At 73.8% G+C, this 21,740-nt stretch carries 20 protein-coding genes; 6 read left to right on the top strand and 14 right to left on the bottom strand.

Translation table 11 applies throughout. The features are described from left to right. Positions 1–17 precede the first annotated feature (17 nt). Positions 18–596, bottom strand: a complete 579-nt coding sequence (locus tag AAG742_RS06300; RefSeq protein ID WP_248115686.1) for a heme-copper oxidase subunit III — start codon at positions 594–596, stop codon at positions 18–20. Between the two features lie 278 nt (positions 597–874). Here AAG742_RS06300 and trpD point away from each other — a divergent pair, with 278 nt between their 5' ends. After that, positions 875–1,930, top strand: coding sequence for an anthranilate phosphoribosyltransferase (gene trpD, locus AAG742_RS06295; protein ID WP_248115557.1), 1,056 nt, complete (start codon positions 875–877; stop codon positions 1,928–1,930). 173 nt (positions 1,931–2,103) lie between these two features. Here the strand turns inward: trpD and AAG742_RS06290 are convergent, their stop codons facing one another. Next, a complete protein-coding gene (locus AAG742_RS06290; protein WP_248115556.1) occupies positions 2,104–2,385 on the bottom strand; it encodes an Lrp/AsnC ligand binding domain-containing protein in 282 nt (93 codons plus the stop codon). A gap of 107 nt (positions 2,386–2,492) precedes the next feature. Then, positions 2,493–2,891 carry a DUF3054 domain-containing protein gene (locus tag AAG742_RS06285; protein WP_248115555.1) on the bottom strand — a complete coding sequence of 133 codons (399 nt, stop codon included), beginning with the start codon at positions 2,889–2,891 and terminating at the stop codon, positions 2,493–2,495. Between the two features lie 80 nt (positions 2,892–2,971). Here AAG742_RS06285 and AAG742_RS06280 point away from each other — a divergent pair, with 80 nt between their 5' ends. Then, on the top strand, positions 2,972–3,616 hold the full coding sequence (locus tag AAG742_RS06280; RefSeq protein WP_298710986.1) for a hypothetical protein: 645 nt from the start codon (positions 2,972–2,974) through the stop codon (positions 3,614–3,616). Positions 3,617–3,716: 100 nt separating this feature from the next. On the opposite strand, the gene AAG742_RS06275 is transcribed toward AAG742_RS06280, so the two are convergent. Next, positions 3,717–4,166 carry a glutamate synthase-related protein gene (locus AAG742_RS06275; protein ID WP_343282420.1) on the bottom strand — a complete coding sequence of 150 codons (450 nt, stop codon included), beginning with the start codon at positions 4,164–4,166 and terminating at the stop codon, positions 3,717–3,719. A 120-nt stretch (positions 4,167–4,286) separates the two neighbouring features. Between AAG742_RS06275 and AAG742_RS06270 the strand changes: the two genes are divergently transcribed. Next, positions 4,287–4,526, top strand: a complete 240-nt coding sequence (locus tag AAG742_RS06270) for a superinfection immunity protein (RefSeq protein WP_248115553.1) — start codon at positions 4,287–4,289, stop codon at positions 4,524–4,526. Between the two features lie 72 nt (positions 4,527–4,598). Here AAG742_RS06270 and AAG742_RS06265 read toward each other — a convergent pair whose 3' ends face one another. Next, on the bottom strand, positions 4,599–7,052 hold the full coding sequence (locus AAG742_RS06265; protein WP_298710980.1) for an excinuclease ABC subunit UvrA: 2,454 nt from the start codon (positions 7,050–7,052) through the stop codon (positions 4,599–4,601). A 96-nt stretch (positions 7,053–7,148) separates the two neighbouring features. Further along, positions 7,149–9,278: an NADPH-dependent 2,4-dienoyl-CoA reductase gene (locus AAG742_RS06260; RefSeq protein WP_298710978.1), complete on the bottom strand. Its 2,130-nt coding sequence runs from the start codon at positions 9,276–9,278 to the stop codon at positions 7,149–7,151. 204 nt (positions 9,279–9,482) lie between these two features. Here AAG742_RS06260 and AAG742_RS06255 point away from each other — a divergent pair, with 204 nt between their 5' ends. From AAG742_RS06255 to AAG742_RS06245, 3 genes are all read left to right on the top strand, one after another. Beyond that, entirely contained in the window at positions 9,483–9,959 is a 477-nt protein-coding gene (locus tag AAG742_RS06255) for an NfeD family protein (RefSeq protein ID WP_248115550.1), read from the top strand. 67 nt (positions 9,960–10,026) lie between these two features. Next, positions 10,027–11,205, top strand: coding sequence for an SPFH domain-containing protein (locus AAG742_RS06250; protein ID WP_298710976.1), 1,179 nt, complete (start codon positions 10,027–10,029; stop codon positions 11,203–11,205). Positions 11,206–11,359: 154 nt separating this feature from the next. After that, the gene (locus AAG742_RS06245) at positions 11,360–11,707 is read left to right on the top strand and encodes an RNA polymerase-binding protein RbpA (protein WP_248115548.1); all 348 of its coding nucleotides are present in this window, start codon (positions 11,360–11,362) and stop codon (positions 11,705–11,707) included. Between the two features lie 82 nt (positions 11,708–11,789). Here the strand turns inward: AAG742_RS06245 and AAG742_RS06240 are convergent, their stop codons facing one another. From AAG742_RS06240 to AAG742_RS06205, 8 genes are all read right to left on the bottom strand, one after another. Continuing rightward, a complete protein-coding gene (locus AAG742_RS06240) occupies positions 11,790–12,521 on the bottom strand; it encodes a polyprenol monophosphomannose synthase (protein WP_248115547.1) in 732 nt (243 codons plus the stop codon). Between the two features lie 123 nt (positions 12,522–12,644). Next, the gene (locus tag AAG742_RS06235) at positions 12,645–13,757 is read right to left on the bottom strand and encodes a hypothetical protein (RefSeq protein WP_343281950.1); all 1,113 of its coding nucleotides are present in this window, start codon (positions 13,755–13,757) and stop codon (positions 12,645–12,647) included. A 5-nt stretch (positions 13,758–13,762) separates the two neighbouring features. Further along, on the bottom strand, positions 13,763–16,771 hold the full coding sequence (locus tag AAG742_RS06230) for a DEAD/DEAH box helicase (protein WP_343281949.1): 3,009 nt from the start codon (positions 16,769–16,771) through the stop codon (positions 13,763–13,765). A gap of 99 nt (positions 16,772–16,870) precedes the next feature. Next, entirely contained in the window at positions 16,871–17,734 is an 864-nt protein-coding gene (gene tatC, locus AAG742_RS06225) for a twin-arginine translocase subunit TatC (protein ID WP_343281948.1), read from the bottom strand. Between the two features lie 21 nt (positions 17,735–17,755). Continuing rightward, a complete protein-coding gene (locus AAG742_RS06220) occupies positions 17,756–18,007 on the bottom strand; it encodes a twin-arginine translocase TatA/TatE family subunit (RefSeq protein WP_343281947.1) in 252 nt (83 codons plus the stop codon). Between the two features lie 31 nt (positions 18,008–18,038). Further along, positions 18,039–20,147, bottom strand: coding sequence for a WYL domain-containing protein (locus tag AAG742_RS06215; RefSeq protein ID WP_298710970.1), 2,109 nt, complete (start codon positions 20,145–20,147; stop codon positions 18,039–18,041). A 15-nt stretch (positions 20,148–20,162) separates the two neighbouring features. After that, entirely contained in the window at positions 20,163–20,558 is a 396-nt protein-coding gene (locus AAG742_RS06210; RefSeq protein WP_298710966.1) for an FKBP-type peptidyl-prolyl cis-trans isomerase, read from the bottom strand. A 32-nt stretch (positions 20,559–20,590) separates the two neighbouring features. Continuing rightward, positions 20,591–21,709: an FKBP-type peptidyl-prolyl cis-trans isomerase gene (locus tag AAG742_RS06205; RefSeq protein WP_248115540.1), complete on the bottom strand. Its 1,119-nt coding sequence runs from the start codon at positions 21,707–21,709 to the stop codon at positions 20,591–20,593. Positions 21,710–21,740: the final 31 nt, after the last annotated feature.

Raw genomic sequence — 21,740 nt, 5'->3', positions numbered from 1 at the left:
TTGAGAACGGGGGCGTCTTACTTGAGGAAGTAGACGATGAAGAACAGGGCGATCCAGACGACGTCCACGAAGTGCCAGTAGTAGGACACCACGATCGCGGAGGTGGCCTCGTGATGGCCGAAGCGGCGGGCCAGGTAGGCGCGGCCGATGATGAGGAGGAATGCGACGAGGCCACCGGTCACGTGGAGGGCGTGGAAGCCCGTGGTGATGTAGAAGGCCGAGCCGTAGGCGCTCGAGGCGATGGAGATCCCGTGGGACACCAGGGTGGCGTACTCGTACGCCTGCACCGAGACGAAGACGGCGCCCATGATGAACGTCAGGATGAACCACTCCACCATGCCCCACTTCGCGAAAGCGAAGGGGCCGCCCGTGCGGCGGGGCTGCAGGCGCTCGGCGGCGAGGACGCCGAACTGCGCGGTGACGGAGGAGAGCACCAGGATCACCGTGTTCACCGCGGCGAGCGGGACGTTCAGGAGCTGGGTGTTCTCCGCCCACAGCGCCGGGGAGGTGGAGCGCAGGGTGAAGTACATGGCGAAGAGCCCACCGAAGAACATGAGCTCGCTGGCGAGCCACACCATGGTCCCGACCTGGACCATGTTCGGCCGGCTCGGGAGGCCCGTGGTGGGCTGATGGAGAGTGGGGGTAGCAGTGGTCACCCAGTCATTATGGCCCCAAAGGCGGTGCAGGGGGTAAACCGAACCTATCGTGTCGCCCTCGCCGCCGGACGGGGTGCGGGCCGGTTCGGGGCCAGTCAGCGGGTGGCGGCCAGGAAACGTTCAGGTTCGGAGCCCCCTGCGGAGGGCCAGGTCGGCGCGTCTCCGGGTGTCGCGTGCGGCATCGGCTCCGCCGGGCCGGCGTTAGAGTCGTCCGCGTGATGACTGGGACGACTTCTCCGGAGACCGGAACGACCACGTGGCCCGAGGTGTTCCGCGCGCTCATGCTCGGCCAGGACCTGGAGGACCACGCGGCCGGCTGGGCGATGGGCGAGATGATGTCCGGCGACGCCAGCGAGGGGCAGGTGGGTGCCTTCCTGCTCGCGCTGGCCGCCAAGGGCGTCACCGTGCCTGAGCTCCGCGGGCTCACCGATGTGATGGTCCGCCATGCCCGCCCCGTCCATGTGGAGGGGGAGACCCTGGACATCGTGGGCACGGGCGGTGACCGCCTCGGCACGGTGAACCTCTCCACGATGTCCTCGCTCGTCGCCGCCGGCTGCGGCGTGCGGATCGTCAAGCACGGGAATCGCGGCGCGTCCTCCACGGCGGGTGCCGCGGACGTGATCGAGGCCCTCGGCGTGGACCTGTCGATGCCGCGCGCCAAGGCGGAGGAGTGCGCGGAGGCCGTGGGCATCACGTTCCTCTTCGCCCAGCACTACCACCCCTCCATGAAGCACGTGGCGCCGGTCCGCAAGCAGCTGGGCGTCCCGACCGTCTTCAACTTCCTGGGCCCCCTCAGCAATCCGGCCCAGGTCACGGCGCAGGCGCTCGGCTGCTCGAGCGAGGTCATGGTCCCCCTGCTGGCGCAGGTGCTCGCGGACCGCGGCGTGCGGGGCTTCGTCTTCCGGGGCTCGGACGGCAGGGACAAGATCACCACCTCCGGGCCCTCCACCGTGATGGAGGTGCGCGGGGAGGTCACCGCTCATGAGCTGGATCCGCGCGAGCTCGGCATCGAGCTGACGTCCGTCGAGGCTCTGGCGGGCAAGGACGGGGCCCACAACGCCACGCTCGTCCGCGCGCTCCTCGCTGGGGAGAAGGGGCCGATCCGCGACGCCGTGCTCCTCAATGCCGCCGCCGGTCTCACCGCGGCCGACCCCGAGGCCGATGCTCCCCTGATGGACCGCCTCGCGGCCAACATGCGGCGCGCCGCTGAGTCCCTCGACTCCGGCGCCGCGGCCGACGTACTGGATCGCTGGATCGAGTTCTCGCGGTCCTGAACGGCCTCAGTCGCCCTGGGCCAGGGTGGCGCCGGGCGCCTGGGAGCACATCCCGACGTCGGCGCCCTCCTCCGTGATGAACAGGACCATGCCGGCGATCGCCGCGCGGGCGGCCACCCTGCGGGCAGCGGACGCGGCGTCGACCGGCGCCGGGAGGAAGATGGGCGTGACGCTCAGGCGTCGAACCCCAGCGCCCACCCTTCCTCGAGATCCTCAGAGGAGTACGCCCGGAACGCGAGCATGGTCTCGGTGTCCGTGATCCCCTCGACCTTGGAGAGCTGATCGGCGATGACGTCCGCGAGGTCCTCGTAGCGCTTGAGCTTGACCATGGCGACGAGGTCCCACGCGCCGGTCACGGAGTAGACGGAGCTCACGCCGTCCAGGGCGGCGATCGCCTGGGCGGTCTCGGGGATGCGGGACTTGTCGGTGGTGATCATGACGATGGCGGTGACCATGGGGGCGTCCTTCCTTGGGGCGGACCGACGGGGCCGAGAGCGCGGGGTCGTGCCCCGATCCTACGGCTGAGCTGTGCCCGGGGGCCGTTTGGGCGCCCGGCTGCGGTTCAGGGGCGGCGGCGGGTGAGGACCCGCGCGAGCGCGCGGCGGCCGAGCAGGAACACCCCGAGGACGAGCAGGGTGACAATCACGAAGGACAGCGGGGCGCCACCGAGGCCCCACAGCACCCGCAGCGCCATGCCGATGCCGACCGTTCCCAGCCACACCAGCACGCCGTGCGGCCAGGTGCGGGCCCACGTGCGGTGGCCGCCGGTGAGGATCGTCATCACGATCAGGCCGACCAGGAACGGGCCGGCTGTCTGCAGGAGGCGGGGGAGTCCAGCCGCCGTGTCGTGCTGACCCTGACCCAGCGCGGCGAACACGCTCACCAGCAGGACATCCGCGGCCAGGGCGAGCACGGCGGGAAGCGGTCGGGCGGGGGCGGGGGCATGCCGGTCGGATCTCATGGACCCATTCTCGCGCGCGACGCTCGGCTCTGATGCCGTGCAACAAGGAGTCAGGATTGTCATAGGGATACTGTGGGGTCGTGATCCACGTTCTGCTCCGCACCGCAGACCCCGCGCGCGACCGCGGAGACGTGTCGCGCCTGTGTGCCGTGCTGGCCGCTGCCGACAATCTCGACCACGCGGGGGAGTGCGGCCCGGCGCGGTTCACCGTCCGGGACGACGTGCTGCCCTGCGTCGTCGAGGGCCTCCTCGAGGATCCCGTGGAGGCCGTCGGGCTCGTTCTCGCCGTGATCCGGACGGGCGCGTGGGTCGCCGGGCTCGTCGCCTCCACGGGAGCTCCCGACCCGGATCGCGGCGTGGGCGCCGGGGAGGTGGAGGCGGCTGTCCTCGAGCGGGTCCTGCACCGCGCGGCGGCCTCGACGGGCCGGTGCGCGCTGGAGCTGGACGGGGCTGCCGGCGACGCCTCGGCGCGGCGCCGGCAGGACGCCGCCGAGGCCGCGCTCCAGCTGCTCGGCGTCCTGGAGCAGCGGCGATCCGAGCCCCAACAGGAGGCCGGGCGTCTGGTCGAGTCCGGCGCGAGCCAGCGGGAGGCGGCCGCCGCACTGGAGGTCACCCAGCAGGCGGTGCACGCCCGGCTCAGGAACGGGCTCTGGCACGAGACGCGGACGCTGGCCGCCGCCGTCGCCGCTCTCGTGGCCCCCTCCTCGAGGACCACCGATCCGTGATCCGGGGCGGACAACTCACACCGCGTCGGGACCCTGCCGGCGAGACGCCACAGGATCAGGGGCGGCGCCGAGCAGTGTCAGGAGGATGTCCGGCCTGCGTTCACTGGCTGACCGTGTCGTCCTCGTCCGTGACGGGCAGGGGTGCGTGCTGCACCACGTCGTCGGGGGAGAGGAGGCCCGGGTGGGGGACGCCGGCGGCCTCGGAGGCCTTGAGCAGGTTGCTGCGCAGGGTCTGCACGTAGCGAGCCGGACGCTCGGACTTCTCCTCGGGCACCACGCCGCGGGGGAGCCACGGGTTCTGCGTCGCGACGCCGGTGGGGCACGTGTCCGTGTGGCACTTCTGCCCCTGGATGCAGCCGACGGCGAGCATCGCCTCGCGGGCGACGTGCACCATGTCCGCGCCGAGGGCGAACGCCACGATCGCGTTGTCGGGGAGGCCGACCTTGCCCGAGGCGATCCACGTCACGCGGTCGGTCAGGCCGCGCTCGGCGAAGATGCGGTAGACCTCCGTGAACCCGACAGCGGCGATGGACGCCGGGGACCCCGCCAGGAGCGTTACATGACATAATGTCCATTATCGGCTCTTCGGGGCTCCGCCCGCGTGTGCCGTTCGTGGCATCCGCCCGGCGTCGCCGCTCGCCAGGACGTGGAGCGTCCGTAGACTGCCCGCATGACTCTCGTGACCGATCAGCGTGACCGCCCGTTCGTCGCCACCGTGGCCATCGTGCTGGCCATCCTCACCGCCGGCTACCTGGCCCCGTGGGCCGTGGCCGCTGCTCGCGGACGTGCCAACCACTGGCTCGTGTTCTGGGTGAACCTGCTGCTGGGCTGGACCGTCATCGGCTGGGCCTGGGCCCTCTACCTCTCGCTCACGAGCCACCGGGTGAGCGTGTACCCAGGCATGCGCTGACGCCCGGGATCACCTCGCCTCGGCCCTGCGTCGGACTCCCGACCCGTGTGGTTGACATAACGCGCACGCCCATCATGCGGAGTCCGCCACGTATGCGGCCAAGTGCTCGCCCGTCGTCGTGCCCTCGCCGCTGTGCGCGGCCGCCACGAGGTCGTGCGGGCGCCCCTCGAACACCACCGTGCCGCCCTCGGCGCCGGCGCCCGGGCCGACGTCCAGGATCCAGTCTGCGTGTGCCATGACGGCCTGATGATGCTCGACGGCGATCACCGAGACCCCGGCGTCCACCAGCCCGTCCAGCATGGCCAGCATCCGCCCGACGTCCTGCAGGTGCAGGCCCGTGGTCGGCTCGTCCAGGACGACGACGGTCCGCGCGCCGTCCTTGGCCTTCGCCCGCTCCCCCAGGTGGGTGGCCAGCTTGAGACGCTGACGCTCGCCCCCGGACAGGGTGGTCAGCGGCTGACCGAGCCGGACGTAGCCCAGGCCGACGTCCACGAGCCGCTCGAGGGCGGCGGCCGCCGCCGGCACGCGCGACTCGCCCGCGGAGAAGAACTCCCGCGCCTCCTCCACCGGCATCTGCAGCACCTCGGCGATGTCCCTGCCGCCGAGCATGTACTCCAGCACCTCGTCCATGAATCGCCGCCCCTCGCACACGTCGCAGGTGGCCGCCGTGTCCGTCGCCGCCGCGGCGTCAGCGTAGATCACCCCGGCGCCCTTGCACTCGGGGCACGCGCCCGCGGAGTTCGGGCTGAACAGGGCCGGCTTGACGCCGTTGGCCTTGGCGAACGCCTTGCGCACCGGCTCGAGCAGGCCCGTGTAGGTCGCGGGATTGGAGCGCCGCGAGCCCTTGATCGGCGCCTGGTCGACGACCACAAGGTGGACATCCTCGGCGGCGCTCCCCCGGCGCGTCTGGAGCATCGCCTCGCGCATCAGCGACGACTTGCCGGAGCCGGCCACGCCGGTGACGGCCACGAGCATGCCCAGGGGCACGTCGACGTCGACGTCCCTCAGGTTGTTCTCCGCGGCCCCGCGCACCCGCAGCGCGCCGTTGCCCGCGCGCAGCTCGGCCTCCTCCTTGAGGCGGGCGCGGTCGTGGAGGTGGCGGCCCGTCGGGGTGTCGGACGCGGTCAGCTCGGCCACGGTCCCGGTGAACGTGACCTCGCCCCCGGCGGTGCCCGGGCCGGGTCCGAGGTCGACGACGTGGTCCGCGATCGCGATGGTCTCCGGCTTGTGCTCCACCACGAGCACTGTGTTGCCCTTGTCGCGCAGCCGCAGCAGCAGGGTGTTCATGTTGGCGATGTCGTGCGGGTGCAGGCCCGTGGTGGGCTCGTCGAACACGTAGGTGACGTCCGTGAGCGAGGACCCCAGATGGCGGATCATCTTGGTCCGCTGCGCCTCTCCCCCGGACAGCGAGCCGGCGGCGCGGTCGAGGGAGAGGTAGCCGAGCCCGATCATCACGAAGCCGTCCAGCAGCTGGCGGATCGACCCGACCAGGCCGCCCACCCGCGCGTCGTCGAGCTCGGCACACCACGCGGCGAGGTCGGTGATCTGCATCGCGCAGAGGTCGGCGATGGACGTGCCGCGGATCCGGGACGAGCGCGCCTGCTCGTTCAGGCGCGTGCCCGCACAGGCCGGGCAGGGAATGGTGGTCACCGCGCGGTCCACGAACGCGCGGACGTGCGGCTGCATGGCCTCGCGGTCCTTCTGCAGGAACGCGCTCTCGATGCTCGCGTAGAGGCCCGTGTAGGTCATGGAGATGCCGGACATGTCGATCTTCACCGGCTCCTTGTGCAAGAGGTCGTGCATCTCCCGCTCGGAGTAGTCCCTGATCGGCTTGTCCGGGTCGAAGAAGCCGGACTCGAGGAACTTCCTCACGGCCCAGCCGTCCGCCGTGTAGCCCGGGATGGTGAAGGGCCCCTCGTTCAGGGACTTGGCCTCGTCGAACAGCTCGGCCGGGTCCAGGTCCTGCTTCGCCCCGGTGCCCTCGCACTCGGGACACATGCCGCCCTGGACGTGGAACGAGCGCCGCTCCTTCTTCCCCTTGTCCTTGCCCGTGGTGAGGGTGACGGCGCCGGAGCCGCTGATCGAGGCCACGTTGAAGGAGTAGGCCTTGGGCGAGTCGAGCGCGGGCTCGGCGATCCTGGAGAACAGGATGCGCAGCAGGGCGTTCGCGTCCGTCACGGTGCCGACGGTCGAGCGCACGTTCCCGCCCAGGCGCTCCTGGTCCACGATGATCGCCGGGGTGAGGCCCTCCATGTGGTCCACGTCCGGGCGCGGCAGTGCGGGCATGAAGCCCTGCACGAACGCCGGGTAGGTCTCGTTGATCATGCGCTGGGACTCGGCCGCGATGGTCGCGAACACCAGGGAGGACTTCCCCGAGCCCGAGACGCCCGTGAACACGGTCAGGCGCCGCTTCGGGATCTCCACGTCGACGTCCTTCAGGTTGTTCTGCCGCGCGCCGACCACGCGGATCGTGCTGTGGACGTCGGCGGGATGGGTCTCGGCGGCGGGTGCGGGCGCGGTGGTCACAGGGGCATCGTAGGCGAGAGCCCCCGCCGCGGGCCCGTCACCTCAGAGCCGCGCGGCAGGCCAGGCCGGAGGGTCGAGGCGCGGGAGGCGCCGGCATCAGCCCTGCACGGCGCGCGTGGCGTGGTCCATCGCGCGGTAGGCGTCGATCTCCCGCGCGTCGTGGGCGCCGCCCACCACGCGCACCGCGGCCTCCGGGTAGCCGGCGGCGACGAGCTCGGCGGCCAGCTCGGCCACGGGCTCCTGCCCCGCGCACACCACGACGTCGGTCACGTCCAGGACGCGGGCCACGCGTCCCCCGACGCCCTCGGCCCCCGGGCCCGGCTCGGACGCCGGCAGCGTGACGTGCAGCCCCTCCGCGTCCACACGCTCGTAGGTCGCCCCGCTGACCGCCTCGACGCCGAGGCGGCGCAGCTCCGCGCGATGCACCCAGCCGGTGGTCGGCCGCAGCCGTGCACCCACGGGACCGGGGCTGCGCTGGAGCAGCACGACCTCCCGGGCGGGCGCCTCCGGCCGCGGGCGCACCAGCCCTCCGCGGACTCCCGGCGCGTCGGCCACGCCCCAGCGCGCGCGCCAGTGGTCCACGGACTCGGGCTCGCCGTCGGCCCGTTCTCCCCCGGCGGCGAGGAACTCGGCCACGTCCACGCCGACACCTCCCGCGCCGATCACCGCGACGCGCGGCCCGCAGACCACGCGCCCCGCGATGACCTCCTCGTAGCGGTGGACGAACGGGGCACCGGGCTGCCCCGCTCCCGGGAGACCGATCTCCCGGGGCCGCACGCCGGTGGTCACGAGGACCTCGTCGAAGGCCGGCGCCCCCTCCGGTGTCAGGAGCGTTGTACCACTCACCCGTGTGCCGAGACGCATCTCGACTCCCGCCTGCTGCGCCCGTGCCGCGAGGTGCTCGAGCGCCGGGGCGAACTCCTCCTTGCCGGGAATCCGCCGCGCCAGGCGGAACTGGCCGCCCACGCCGTCATGGGCGTCGTAGAGGACGACCTCATGGCCGAACTGCGCCGCGCGGTGCGCGGCCGTCAGCCCCGCCGGCCCCGCGCCGACCACGGCGACGCGGCGGCGCCGCCCGATCTCCACCGGCACCGGCACGGCGTAGCGCGGGTCGGTCTCCCTGCCGGCCCGGGGGTTCATGAGGCAGCTGACGGGCTCCCCCGTGAACACGTGGTCCAGGCACGCCTGGTTGCACGCGATGCAGGGGGTGAGGTCGGCGGGGTCGTCCGAGCCGATGCTCCTCACCCATGCCGGGTCGGCCAGCAGCGGGCGGGCGAGGGCGACGAGGTCTGCGGCGCCGGAGGCGAGGATCTGCTCGGCATCGGCCGGCGTCGTGATCCGGTTCGCCGCGATCACCGGGATGGAGACGGCGTCCCTGACGGCCGCCGTCGTCGGGACGAACGCGGCGCGCGGCACGGAGGTGACGATCGTGGGCACGCGCGACTCGTGCCAGCCGATGCCCGTCATGAGCAGGTCCGCCCCGGCCGCCTCGAATGCGCGAGCGGTGTCCCGGACCTCCTCGAGGTCCTGGCCCTGTGCCACGAGGTCGATGAGCGAAGTCCGCACGGACAGCAGCCCGCGCTCCCCCAGACCGGCCCGCACCGCGGCGACGACCGCGGCCGGGAAGCGGCGCCGGTTGAGGGCGGATCCCCCGTACTCGTCCTCGCGGCGGTTCGTGGCGGGGGCGAGGAACTGGTTGAGGAGGTAGCCCTCGGAGGCCATGACCTCCACGCCGTCGTAGCCGGCCTCCAGCGCCAGGCGGGCGGAGCGCTCGAACGCGGCGACCGTCTCCGCGATGTCCTCCGCGGTCATCTCCCGCGCGGTCAGCCGGGAGATCGGGGCGCGCGTGGCGGAGGCCGAGACGAGCTCCGAGGTCGGGGCGTAGCGGCCCGCGTGCAGGAGCTGGACGAGGATCCGCCCGCCCGCGGCGTGCACGGCGTCCGTGACGACGCGGTGGGCGGCCGCGTCCGCGTCGGAGGCGAGGGCCCCGCCTCCGGACGTGACGGCGCCCTCCGGCACCGGCGCCACTCCTCCGGTGACGATGAGCCCGACGCCGCCGCGTGCCCGCTCCGCGTAGAACGCCGCGAGCCGCGGCAGGTCCTCGTGGCGGTCCTCCAGTCCCAGGTGCATCGAGCCCATCACCACGCGGTTCGGCAGCGCCGTTCCGCGGACCGTGAGCGGCTCGAGCAGGAGGGAGGGAGGGGGCGCGGGGGCGGCGACTGTCATGCGGGTCACAGTACCGGACGGTCGACCCGGGCTCCTCTCCCGCGCCCGGCCGTGCGACTCTCCCCCGGTCTCCGGCGGCGTCGGTGGGAATTCGGACCTCCATCGGGCAGGATGGAGCGCAGGGGACGCTGTGGCGCAGGCCACGCGCGACGGAGAGCGTCGGGCCGGCACGGCCCGATCACCCCCCGAGCACGGAGGTGTCGGATGGAGTGGATCGAGGCCAACGCCGGATGGCTGTGGCTCGTGCTCGCCCTCGTCCTGGCGGGCGTCGAGGTGCTCACCCTGGACCTGCTGTTCCTCATGCTGGCCGCCGGCGCCGCCGCGGGGGGCGTGGCCGCCCTCGCCGGCGCCGATCTCTGGGTCCAGATCGTGCTGTTCGCCGTCGTCTCCCTCCTGATGCTGACCGCCGTCCGCCCCGCGGCGCTGCGCCGCCTGCACGGCGACGACGCCGCCTCCGCCTCCTACCTCGACACGCTCCCCGGCCGGCGCCTCACCGCCGACGCCGCCATCACGCGCGAGTCCGGGCTGATCGGCGTGGACGGCGACACCTGGTCCGCGCGCGTGGACGCCGGCGCCCCGGACGCCGAGCCCGGCACGGACGTGCGGATCCTCCGCGTGGACGGAGCGACGCTCATCGTCGCCCCCGTCCCGCGCATCGACTGGGACGCCGCCCGAGACTGACCGCCACGGCTCCGCCCGGCCGGCCCTCCCGAACCACCCCCGACCATCCACCGCAGAGGAAGACCCCATGGAAATCCTGATCGTCCTGGTCGTGCTTGCGGCCGTCGTGGTGGTGATCCTGGCCAGCTCGGTCAAGATCATCCCCCAGGCCCGCACGGCCAACATCGAGCGGCTCGGCAAGTACCAGCGCACCGCAGGCGCCGGGCTGACGCTCATCATCCCGTTCATCGACCGCATGCTCCCCCAGGTGGACATGCGCGAGCAGGTGGTCTCCTTCCCGCCGCAGCCCGTGATCACCGAGGACAACCTCGTGGTCTCGATCGACACGGTGGTCTACTTCCAGGTCACCGACGCGAAGGCCGCCACCTACGAGATCGCCAACTACATCCAGGCCGTCGAGCAGCTGACCACCACGACGCTGCGCAACGTGGTGGGCGGCATGAACCTCGAGGAGGCGCTCACCTCGCGCGACTCGATCAACTCGCAGCTGCGCCTCGTCCTCGACGACGCCACGACCCGCTGGGGTCTGCGTGTCTCCCGCGTGGAGCTCAAGGCGATCGATCCGCCCCTGTCCATCCAGGACTCCATGGAGAAGCAGATGCGCGCCGAACGGGATCGCCGCGCGGCCATCCTCACGGCCGAGGGCACCAAGCAGGCCCAGATCCTCACGGCCGAGGGCGAGCGCCAGGCGCAGATCCTCGCCGCCGAGGGCGACGCCCAGGCCCGCGTGCTCCGGGCCAACGCGGAGGCCGAGGCCATCGAGGTGGTCTTCGACGCCATCCACGGCGGTCAGGCGGACTCGGAGGTGCTCGCCTACCAGTACCTCCAGCAGCTGCCGAAGATCGCCGAGGGCCAGTCGAACACCATGTTCGTCGTCCCCGCCGAGCTGACCCGCGCCCTCGAGGGCCTCGGGGAGGCGTTCGGCCCCGGCGCGCGGCGCTCCGGCGGGCAGGACGGGGCCGGTGCAGACGAGGGCGGCTCTCCCGCGTCGGACTCCGCGGCGGGGGGCGAGGACGCGGCGCTCGGCACCCGCCGCGCCCTGCGCGGCTCCCGCCCCACCACGGTGGAGGCACTGCGCTCGAGCGGCGTGCTCGAGGCCATGACCGGCGGCGCGGTCACGGCCGACGACATGCCCCAGACCTCCCTCGACGAGGCGCTGGCGACGCCGCAGGGACTCGACGAGCCGACCGAGCCCGGCCCCGTGCCCGGCACCGCCCCCGCCGGGACGACCCAGCCGCCGCGCTGAGCACCCACCGCCTCCCGGGCGGGCGGACCCCGCCCGCCCGCCCGGGAATGTCGTGGGAGACTGGGTGGTTGCACCATCGGAGAGACGACCGCCGCGCGCAGCCGCCTCCGCCCGCGAGACGGGCGGAGTCCGCGCGGCCTGACGAGGAGGAAACGTGAGCGATCGCAGCCTGCGCGGCATGCGCCTGGGGGCCCAGTCCCTGGAGTCGGAGGCCGGCGTCGAGCCCGCCGCCCGCCAGCGTGTGGAGTACCGCACCGAGGACGGCGAGCAGGTGTTCGTCACCTTCGCGGTGGAGGCCGACGTGCCTGCCACCTGGACGTCCAAGACGGGCAAGGAGGCCTTCCTGGTCAGCGGCGAGAAGCCGACGGAGCCCGAGGGCAAGCCGGTCCGCAGCCACTGGGACATGCTGCTCGAGCGCCGCTCCATCCCTGAGCTCGAGGAGACCCTCGAGATCCAGCTGAAGAAGCTGCGCGCCAGCCGCGGCGAGGCCGTCGACGCCTGATCCGCTCCCCCGCACGCCATGAGGGCCCGACCACGTGGTCGGGCCCTCGTCGTCTGCGGACAGTGCGCCGATCAGCGTCGGGTCAGCGGCCGAACAGCTTGCCCAGCTGCTCGGCGCGGGCGGCCAGGCCCCAGCGGGTCACGTTGACCACGGCCTCGCCGATGATGCCGCCGCTCATCTTGGACTCGCCGAGCTCGCGCTCGACGAAGGTGATGGGGACCTCCACGATCCGCTTGCCCAGGCGGGCAGTGCGGAACGTCATGTCCACCTGGAAGCCGTAGCCCTTGGACTGCACGTCGTCGAGGTCGATCTCGCGCAGCACGTCCGCGCGGTAGGCGCGGTAGCCGGCGGTGATGTCCGTGAGGTTGAGGCCGAGCATGATGCGGGGGTAGAGCGAGCCGCCGAAGGAGATGAGCTTGCGGGACATCGGCCAGTTGACCATCTTGCCGCCCGGCACGCGGCGGGAGCCGATCACGAGGTCCGCGGTGCGGACGGCCTCCAGGAGTCGGGGCAGCTGCTCGGGCTGGTGCGAGCCGTCGGCGTCCATCTCCACGAGCACGTCGTAGCCGCGCTCGAGCCCCCAGCGGAAGCCCGCGATGTACGCCCCGCCCAGGCCGTTCTTCTCGGCGCGGTGCAGCACGTGGACCCCCGCGTCCTCGGCGGCGCGGCGGTCGGCCCACTCGCCGGTGCCGTCCGGGGAGGAGTCGTCCACCACGAGCACGTCCACCTCGGGGACGGCCTCGCGGAGTCGACCGAGGGTCAGCGGCAGCGACTCGATCTCGTTGTAGGTGGGGATGATGGTCAGCACGCGCATGCGTCTCTCACGCCTTCCTCGGGCCGTTCGGTTCGGCCGTGCGCCGGTCGGCGGGCCGTGGTCATCCGTTCGAGTATAGGAACCGCTCGGGCGCGCGCCGTCCAGCGGCGCGCGCGGCGGGTCTCACGCCTGGGCGGCCACCGCGCCGTCCAGCCACGTGGCGCGCCAGCGCGGCAGCGCGGTCTCGGCGTCCAGGGCGGGCAGCAGGGGCGTGCCGGCGCGGGTGTCGGTGCTCCACGCGGCCACGCGGCCGTCCGGGGACTGCACCGTCACGGCGTCGGCGTCCCACACGGCGAAGGTGGCCGCGGCGGAGACCACGAGGCGCGGGGTGGCCTCCACGCGGGCGGCCGGCACGTCCGGCAGGACGCGCAGGCCGGTGCGGGTGGCGGCGGTGAACGCGGAGCGTGCGGAGATCCGCTCGTCCTCCTCCGGGTGCGTCAGCGCGGCGCGGACGGCCGCCCACGGGTCGCCGTCGGGGCCCGCCGCGAGGGCGAGCGGCACGGCGTCCGCCAGGAGGGAGGCCACGGGGGCGCGCAGGACGCCCTCGGCGTCCGGGGCGACCGTCACGGACACGCCGATCCCGGCCAGGAAACCGCGGTCCGCGGCGTCCAGGGGCCCGGTCACCGCCAGCCGGTGGCGGACGCGCCCCAGCGCCGGGGCGCCGAGCTCCCCCGCGACGGAGCGCAGGGCGGCGACGGCGGCGGACTGGGCGCGGGCGACGGCGTCGGGATCCCCGGTGTGGTCCCGGTGGGCCGGCACGAGGTAGGCCTGCTCCCCCGCCTGCGTCGACGCGGCCACCAGCCCCGCGAGGGAGGACGCGTCGAGCCCGTCGTCCGTGGGCAGCCACACGCCCGCGGCCGCGGCGTCCACGGTCTCGGGGGCCCGGTAGACCACGGTCCGGGCGGCCGGTCGGGCGGCCGGTCGGGCGGCCGGCGCGGGCGGAGCGGCGTCGGCCTGGCCCTGCGACCGCGCGTCCCAGCCCTCGAGCACGGTGACCACGGCGGTGCCGCGGAGAAGGGCGTCCCGCGCGTCGGCGGCCGTGCCCCACGGGGCCACGAAGGCGGGGGCCACGACCGCCCCGTCCAGGTCCTGGCGCGGCACCTCCGGGCCGGCCACGAGCGCGGCGGAGTCGTCGGACCCCAGCCACGCCACCACGCCGTCGGCCACGAGGGCCGCGGTGGCGTAGGGATCCGAGGCGGAGTGGATGATGCCGTTCGTCAACAGGTGCGCTCTCACGCGGCTCACCCTAGCGCCCCGGGCTGGGCGGCGCCGGGAAGGGAGGTGGCCACCACTCCGCGGGCCACCAGGCCCGCCGCGTGTCGGCACGCCCGGGAGCGGTGCGCGTCGCCGGGCACCTGGGCCAGCTGGTCGAGCACGTCGATCACCTGGCGGGCCCAGCGCACGAAGTCGCCCGCCGCGAGGTCCGCGCCCTGCAGGGTGTCCCGCAGGGACTTGCCGCGCACCCAGCGGTGCACCGGCCCCACGAGCCCGGGATCGGTGGGCGGGGTCGGGTCCAGGCGGGCGGCCTGCTCGGCGGCGGCGAGGTCCGCCTCGATCGCCTCCGCGGCCTCCGCCACGCGGGCCAGCCGCGCCGTGGGCATCGGCACCACGCCGCGGGTCTCGCCCTTGCCCTGGTACACGAGCAGCGCCGCCACGCACGCCCACTCCTCGGGCGTCAGCGAGGCCGTGGCCGGGTCGTGCAGCACGAGCGAGGCGAAGAGGTCGCGCTCGCCGTAGATGCGCCGCAGGGTCTGGCCCTTGTCGGTGAGGGCGTCGGCCGGGTCGGCGACGTCGTCGCGGACGTAGCCGTAGGAGTTCAGCAGGCCCACCACGCGATCGAACGTGCGGGCGATCGTGTTGGTGCGACCCGCGATCCGCTCGCGCAGCACCGAGAGCTCACGCTTCATCCCCCACCAGCGCTCGCCCCAGCGCAGGTGCTCCTCCCGGTCCTGGCACCCGTGGCACGGGTGGCGCTCGAGGGCGCGGCGCAGCTCCTCGGCGCGGGGGGACACGGTGTCCTCCTGCAGGCGGAAGCCCGTGGAGCGGCGTCGTCCCCCCGTGGGCGGGCGGTGGATCCGCACGGCCTCCCGCATCGCGGCGGCGATGTCCTTGCGCTGCGCGGGGGTCTTCACCTGCAGCAGCTGCGGCAGGACGGCTCCCGCGATCGGGTCCACGGGGCCCGTGACGTCGTCGACCGTGATGCGGCGCAGCTGCGCCTTGTCCGTCACGACGCCCACGCGCGGGTTCTGCGGGTTGCCCGCGGGGAGGACCACGACGGCGCGGCCGAGCTGGCGCCCGTCGTCGAGCTGGATGACGTCGCCCGGCGCGAGGTCCGACAGCGACTCCTTCACCGCCGCGATCTGGGCGCGCCGGCGCCCCTGCGAGCCGGACTTCTGCACGGAGGCGAGCTCCTTGCGCAGCCCGAGGTACTCGCCGACGTCGCCCAGGTGGCACTCCATGGCCGCGGCGTACTTCTCGAGGCTGCTCTCCTTGGACCGGACCTCGCGCGCGAGGCCCACCACGGAGCGGTCCGCCTGGAACTGTGCGAACGAGGACTCGAGGATGCCGCGGGCACGGTCCGCGCCCACCTGGGACAGCAGGTTCACCGACATGTTGTAGGTGGGGCGGAACGAGGAGCGCAGCGGATAGGTGCGGCGCGAGGCCAGGCCGGCGACGGCGGCCGGGTCCAGGCCGGGACGCCACATCACCACGGCGTGGCCCTCCACGTCGATCCCGCGGCGGCCGGCGCGGCCCGTGAGCTGGGTGTACTCCCCCGCCGTGATGTCCACGTGGGACTCGCCGTTGAACTTCACGAGCTTCTCGATCACCACGGAGCGGGCGGGCATGTTGATGCCGAGCGCCAGGGTCTCCGTGGCGAAGACGGCCTTCAGGGCGCCGCCGGCGAACAGGTCCTCCACGGCCTCCTTGAACGGGGGCAGCATGCCGGCGTGGTGGGCGGCGAAGCCCCGGGAGAGGCTGTCGCGCCACGCCCAGAAGCCGAGCACCTCGAGGTCCTCGGGCGGCAGGAGGCGCGCGACCTCCTCGACGCGCTCGGCGACGAGGGCCTTCTCGCGCGGCGTGGTGAGGTCCAGCCCTGCGCGCAGGCACTGCTCCACGGCGCCGTCGCACCCGGCTCGCGAGAAGATGAAGGTGATGCAGGGCAGCAGGCCCTCGCGTTCCAGCACGCGGATCATCTCCGGGCGGGAGGTGGTCATGCTGCGGCGGCGCGGGGCGTCCTCGCCGTGGCCGGTGCGCGCGGCGGCGCCCCGGTCCCGGTCCCAGCCCGACGCCGCCGGACGGCCGGAACGGTCAGGACGATCGTCCCGACCGCCGCGGCCGCCCCTGGTGCGGCCCTTGGGCCCGCCGCCGCGGCCGCCCTTGTCCTGGCGGCGGCCGGGCCGGCCCCAGTCGGGGCGCTGCGCCCCGCGCTCGGCCTCGACGGCCAGGCGCTTGAGCTCGGGGTTGAGCAGGGCGGCGCCGTCCCGGTCCGCGGTGTCCTCGAACGCGACGTCCTCCGCGAAGAGGTCGTAGAGGTGGCTGCCCGCCATGACGTGCTGCCACAGGGGCACGGGGCGGTGCTCGGAGACGACGACGGTGGTGGCGCCGCGCACGGTGTCCAGCCACGCGCCGAACTCCTCCGCGTTGGACACGGTGGCGGAGAGGGAGATCAGCTGCACGTGCTCGGGCAGGTGGATGATCACCTCCTCCCACACGGGGCCGCGGAAGCGGTCCGCGAGGTAGTGCACCTCGTCCATCACCACGAACCCGAGGTCGGTGAGGGCGTCGGAGTCCGCGTAGAGCATGTTGCGCAGCACCTCCGTGGTCATCACCACGACCTGCGCGTCCGGGTTGATGGAGGTGTCACCGGTGAGCAGGCCCACTCGCTCGGCGCCGTGGGCGCGCACCAGGTCCGTGTACTTCTGGTTGCTCAGCGCCTTGATGGGCGTGGTGTAGAACGCCTTGGTCCCCCGGGCCAGGGCGAGGTGGACGGCGAACTCCCCGACCACCGTCTTGCCCGCTCCGGTGGGCGCCGCCACGAGCACGCCGTGGCCGTCCTCCACCTCGCCGCACGCACGCACCTGGAAGTCGTCCAGGGGGAAGCCCAGGCCCGCGGCGAACAGGCCGAGCTGGGATCCGGCGTGGGTGCGGGACGCCCGGGCGCGGGCGTAGCGCTCGGCCGGGCTGAGCTGCGGCTCGTCGTGGGGCAGGGCGTCATCGCCCCTCGGCTCGTTCGGGATGACGGGGACCATGACCGCCACCCTAGCGGCCGGTTCTGGCGGCAGAGGAAGCGCGGCGCCCGTCTCCGCCGTGGGCGGAGACGGGCGCCGGTCGACCCTGCGGGGCCGGGGTCAGATCTCGTCGAGCGGGCGGGGGCCGGCGGCGATCTCCGCCTCGACGTCCTGCTCGCGGTGGTCGGCGCGACGCGCGCGACGCCGGTCGTTCAGAAGGCAGAGCACGATGGAGGCGCCGAAGAGCAGCACCAGCGGGACCGCGAGGTAGAACATCGAGACGGCGTCGCTGCCAGGGGCGGCCAGCGCGGCGACCAGGGCCACGCCGAACACGGTGATGCGCCAGTGCTGGACGATGGTGCGCCCGGGGAGCACGCCGATCATGTTCAGCCCGACCAGGAACACCGGCAGCACCAGGGAGGCCCCGAAGGCCAGGAACAGGCGCAGCACGAACGGGATGTACGACTGGGCGGGGATCAGGTTGGGCATGTTGGCCGGCGAGAACTGGATGAAGAACTGCACGGCCTGGGGCATCACGAGCCAGCCCAGGCCGACGCCGGCGAGGAACAGCGGGATGGCGGCGCCGAGGAACCCGAGCGCGTAGCGCTTCTCGTTCTTCTTCAGGCCCGGCATCACGAACGCCCAGATCTGGTAGAGCCACACCGGGCTCGAGACGAGCAGCCCGATGAACATCGACACCTGGAGCATGATGTCGAACGGCGCACCCACGGAGTCGAAGGTCACGGCGGAGAGCCGGCCCTTGCCGGCCTCGACCACGGGGGCCACCAGCGCGGTGAAGATCGGCTCGTAGAGGAGGAATCCCACGATGGAGCCGAGCGCGATGGCCACGGCCGAGATCAGGATGCGGTTGCGCAGCTCCGTGAGGTGCTCGCGCAGGGGCATCTCCCCGTGGGGGTTCTTCTGCTTCCGGGCCTTCGTGCGGCGCCGCCCGGCGGCGCGTTCCTCACCCTCGACGGAGGTCATGGATGCGGTGCCTCTCGCGGATCAGCGGTCGTCGCGCGGGCGGGGGTCCGGGTCCACGACGCGGCCCTCGACCGGCTCCGTGGCGTCCGCGGCGGTGGAGCCGTTGTTCGGCTCCTCCTCCTTGCCCTCGGTGCGCATCTGCTTCACCTCGGAGGAGAAGATGCGCATGGACTGGCCCAGGTTGCGGGCCATCGTGGGGAGCTTGGGCGCAGCGAACAGCAGCAGCGCGATCAGGATGATGATGACGAGCTGCCATCCCTGGAGTCCGGCCATGGTGGAGGGTCCTTTCGATCGGTTCCTGCGCCTAGGCTACCCCGGTGCGGGCCCGTCGAGCGGCCCTCCCGGCCCGCTCCGCGACCTCCGCGCGCAGCGCCGCCGGGGCGAGCACCTCGACGTCGCCGCCGTGCCGGGCCACGAGCGCCGCGGCGACGTCCGCGCCGGTCAGCGCGAGCCGGGTGACACGGTCCCCGCCGGGCAGGTGGGCCTGCGCGAGGGGGTGGTAGCCGTCCGCGGCGTCGCGCACGCGGTGGGACCACCGCACCACCGCGACGAGCCCCTCGTCGCCGGCGTCGGAGGGAGCGTGGGAGGCAGCGGGGCGCGGGCGGGGCCGGAACCTCTCGCCGGTCTCCCGGATCTCGCTCACGCGGTCCACGCGGAAGACCCGGTGGTCGCCGGCCTCGCGGCACCACGCGTGCAGGTAGAGCCGGGTGCGGTCCTGGACCACGGCGAGCGGCTCCACGTCCCGCTCGGACTGGGTGTCCGAGCGCACCGCGTGGTAGCGCAGCCGCAGCACGCGGTGCTCCGCGATCGCGTCCAGGAGCGTGCGCACCGTCTCCGGGTCCACCGCCACGTCCCAGTGCGCGACGACGGCGGCCGGGCCCGCCGCGCCCGGTGTGGGGGCGTCGAGGAGGGCGGCGCTCTCCGGGTCCTCGGCCAGGGGCTCCCCCGCGGCGATCAGCCGTTCGCGGATCCGGCGCTGCGCCGAGCGGGCGGCCTCCCGGTCCGCGGCGGGCAGCACGGTCATGTCCGCCACGGTCTGGAGGGTGGCCACGAGGGTGTGCGCCTCCGGCAGGGTGAGCCGCACCGGGGCGGCGAGCTCGGCCGCCTGGTGGACGCGGATCCGGCCGCCCTCCTCCTCCACGTCGAACTGGAAGCCGGGGAACTCGCGCTCGGGCATGCCGCAGTACGCGAGGAGCGCGAGGTCGCGGTCCAGCTCCCGGGACGTGACGCCGAGGCGGTCCAGCAGCTCGGCACGCTCCACGCCTCCGGCGCGGTTGGCCAGCCCCACGATGTCCAGGAGCCGGCCCACGAGGTCCTCGCTCGAGTGTCGGGCGCGGCGGCGCACGGGCGGGGCCAGCGACAGGGACTCCCACGCGGGATCCGGCTCTGGCGCGTGCACGGCGGCGGCGGCCTCGAGGTCCTCGGCGAGACGGTGGACGAGGCCCGCATGGGCCGGGGAGAAGAGAGCCTCCCCCAGGAGGGCGGCCACCTCGGCACCGAGCCCGTCCTCACGAGCGCCGCCGGCGGCCTCCCACAGCTCCCACCCCGCCGCCGGCGGGGGGCCGTCGTCCGCCCGCGGGTCCACGGCGCGCCCGGCCACCCGCACCGCCTGGCCGCGTCCCGGCGCGAGCCACACCCGCACGCGCTCGGCGTCGGCCTGCCCGGCCAGGCGCACGCGCAGGCCGGCGGCGTCATAGCCCTCGGGACGCGCGGGGGCCTCGGGGGCGTGCTCGGCGAGCACCGGATCGGTCTCCATGCGGGTGAGGCGGAAGCTGCGCTCGGCGCCGCGGTCCAGGTCCCATCCCGTGGCGTACCAGCGCCCCCGCACGAGGGTGAGGAACCAGACGCGCACGGTCCGCTCTCGCAGCGCCCCCGCGGCGTCGCGGTACGCGAAGCGCACCGTGCTCTGCTCGGCCGCGGCCTCGGTGAGCACCTCGAGCCGCGGATCCGACCGCGGCATCACGGTGTGGTAGCCGGCGAGGGCGTCGTCGTCGGCCAGGTCGGCCGGATGGAAGAGCAGCCCGACGGCGCGCACCACGTCCGCGCGCAGCGGGGAGTCCGCCCACAGCCGGCGGGCCCGCACGAGCGCCCGGCGCTCGTCCACCGTCAGGTCGAGGTCGCGCAGCAGGAGCGCCTCGCGGTCCACGCGGTACCGCGATCCCTCCTCCGCGTCCTCGCCGCCGTCGTCGGCCCGGGCGGCACGCAGCAGCGGGACCCCCACGGCGCGCAGCACGCGGCGGTCTCGCTGGAACAGCTTGGCGAACGCCCCCTCGCCCAGGTCCTCGTAGCCGACCACGAGGCGACGGATCTGCTCCCGCGTGTAGCCGCGGGGCTCGTGGAGGAGCAGCCACAGCAGGGAGATGATCCGCTCGGCGGGCTCGGCGGTGGAGCGGCGGGCGAGGGAGGCGGCCACGGCGTCAGGATCGGGTCAGTCGATCGAGACCAGGTCGCACACGAAGATGAGGGTCTCGTCCGGGCCGATGGCGCCCCCGGCCCCCTGGGACCCGTAGGCCAGGTGCGGCGGGATCTCGAGGCGACGGCGACCGCCCACCTGCATGCCGAGCAGGCCCTGGTCCCACCCGGCGATGACCTGGCCGACGCCCACGGTCAGCGGCAGCGGAGTGCCGCGGTTCCACGAGGCGTCGAACTCCTCGCCCGTGGACCACGAGACGCCCACGTAGTGCACCTGGACGCGGGATCCGCGCTCCACCGCGGGGCCGGAACCGGGGATGAGGTCCTCCACCACGAGCTCGGTGGGCGGGATGTCGCCCGGGAACTCGATCTCGGGGCGGTCGCGGTCGTAGTCACGCTGGCCGAAGGACACGGCGTTCTCCTTGGGGTCGGGGATGGGGGGGGTCAGTTCTGCGGGGCGGCCGGAGCCTGGGCGTCGAGGATGTCCACCACGAAGAGCAGCGGCTCGTTCGGGCCGATCTTCGGCGGACTGCCCTGCTCACCGTAGGCCTTGTCCGCAGGGATGGACAGCAGGACGCGCGACCCGACCTTCTGCCCGGCCAGGCCCTCCTTCCAACCCGGGATCACGCCGTTGAGGCTGAACGTGGCCGACGCGCCACTCTCCCACGAGGAGTCGAAGGTCTCCCCGTCGGACCACGTCACGCCGCTGTACTGCACGGTGACCGTGTCGTCCTCCCCGACCTCGGCGCCCTCGCCCTGGATGAGGGGCTGGACCACCATCTCCGCCGGAGGGCTGCCCTCGGGCTTGGCGATCGTGGGCGTGCCGTCCTCGCCCACGCTGACCTCGGGCAGGCGATCGTCGCGCTCCGTGACCTCGGCCCCCTGGGCCGTGCGCGGCACGATCGCGTCGATCTTGTAGACGAACAGCTGGGCCGGCACCGTGGTCGTGGAGGGCGAGGCGGACGGGGAGGAAGACGCGGATGAGGACGCGGACGGGGCCGGGCCGGTGGGCTCCTGACGCTCGGGCGAGTAGGCCGCGACGACGCTGCCCACGCCGTTGGTGGCGAACAGCTCGAACATCTCGGGGAACATCTGCTGGACCCGGTCGTCCAGCGGCGCGGTCTGTGGCTCCGAGGAGAAGTTCTCGGCCTCCACCTCGCCCGTGGCCGGGTCCACGATCACCGTGGAGAACTTCACGACGTCGCCCGACCGGGCCAGCTCGCCCTCACCGGCCGTGAGGACCCGCGTGCTCGGCTGGTCGGTCTCGATCGGCGTCTCGATCCTCACCTCGGGCTCGCCGTTCTCCGCCTCGGTGACGTGCACGCCCTCGAGCGCGCCGGGCTCGCCCTGGCCCTCGCCGGCGGCCTTGCGCGGCGCCTCGGACTCGCCTGCCTGCTGCGTGGTGCTCTGCGAGGACTGCGCCGAGGGCTCGGGCTCCTCGCCGGCGTCCTGCCCGCCGGCACACCCTGTGGCGAGCAGGAGGGAGGCGAGGCCGAGGGACAGCAGGGTCAGCGGACGCCGACGACGGGACGCGCCCGGGATGGGGTTCTCGTGGGTGGTCATGCGGGCCACCCTAGCGGCGGTGGCTGGGGAA

Source organism: Micrococcus sp. 2A (assembly GCF_039519235.1).
Lineage (GTDB): Bacteria > Actinomycetota > Actinomycetes > Actinomycetales > Micrococcaceae > Micrococcus.
This window is presented reverse-complemented; position numbering and strand designations above follow the sequence as displayed.

Excerpts from the sequence above, each read along its gene's own strand:
- AAG742_RS06300 (WP_248115686.1), bottom strand. The coding sequence starts at position 596 with ATGGTCCAGGTCGGGACCATGGTGTGGCTCGCCAGCGAGCTCATGTTC.
- trpD (WP_248115557.1), top strand. The coding sequence starts at position 875 with ATGACTGGGACGACTTCTCCGGAGACCGGAACGACCACGTGGCCCGAG.
- AAG742_RS06290 (WP_248115556.1), bottom strand. The coding sequence starts at position 2,385 with ATGGTCACCGCCATCGTCATGATCACCACCGACAAGTCCCGCATCCCC.
- AAG742_RS06285 (WP_248115555.1), bottom strand. The coding sequence starts at position 2,891 with ATGAGATCCGACCGGCATGCCCCCGCCCCCGCCCGACCGCTTCCCGCC.
- AAG742_RS06270 (WP_248115553.1), top strand. The coding sequence starts at position 4,287 with ATGACTCTCGTGACCGATCAGCGTGACCGCCCGTTCGTCGCCACCGTG.
- AAG742_RS06260 (WP_298710978.1), bottom strand. The coding sequence starts at position 9,278 with ATGACAGTCGCCGCCCCCGCGCCCCCTCCCTCCCTCCTGCTCGAGCCG.
- AAG742_RS06255 (WP_248115550.1), top strand. The coding sequence starts at position 9,483 with ATGGAGTGGATCGAGGCCAACGCCGGATGGCTGTGGCTCGTGCTCGCC.
- AAG742_RS06250 (WP_298710976.1), top strand. The coding sequence starts at position 10,027 with ATGGAAATCCTGATCGTCCTGGTCGTGCTTGCGGCCGTCGTGGTGGTG.
- AAG742_RS06240 (WP_248115547.1), bottom strand. The coding sequence starts at position 12,521 with ATGCGCGTGCTGACCATCATCCCCACCTACAACGAGATCGAGTCGCTG.
- AAG742_RS06230 (WP_343281949.1), bottom strand. The coding sequence starts at position 16,771 with ATGGTCCCCGTCATCCCGAACGAGCCGAGGGGCGATGACGCCCTGCCC.
- tatC (WP_343281948.1), bottom strand. The coding sequence starts at position 17,734 with ATGACCTCCGTCGAGGGTGAGGAACGCGCCGCCGGGCGGCGCCGCACG.
- AAG742_RS06220 (WP_343281947.1), bottom strand. The coding sequence starts at position 18,007 with ATGGCCGGACTCCAGGGATGGCAGCTCGTCATCATCATCCTGATCGCG.
- AAG742_RS06205 (WP_248115540.1), bottom strand. The coding sequence starts at position 21,709 with ATGACCACCCACGAGAACCCCATCCCGGGCGCGTCCCGTCGTCGGCGT.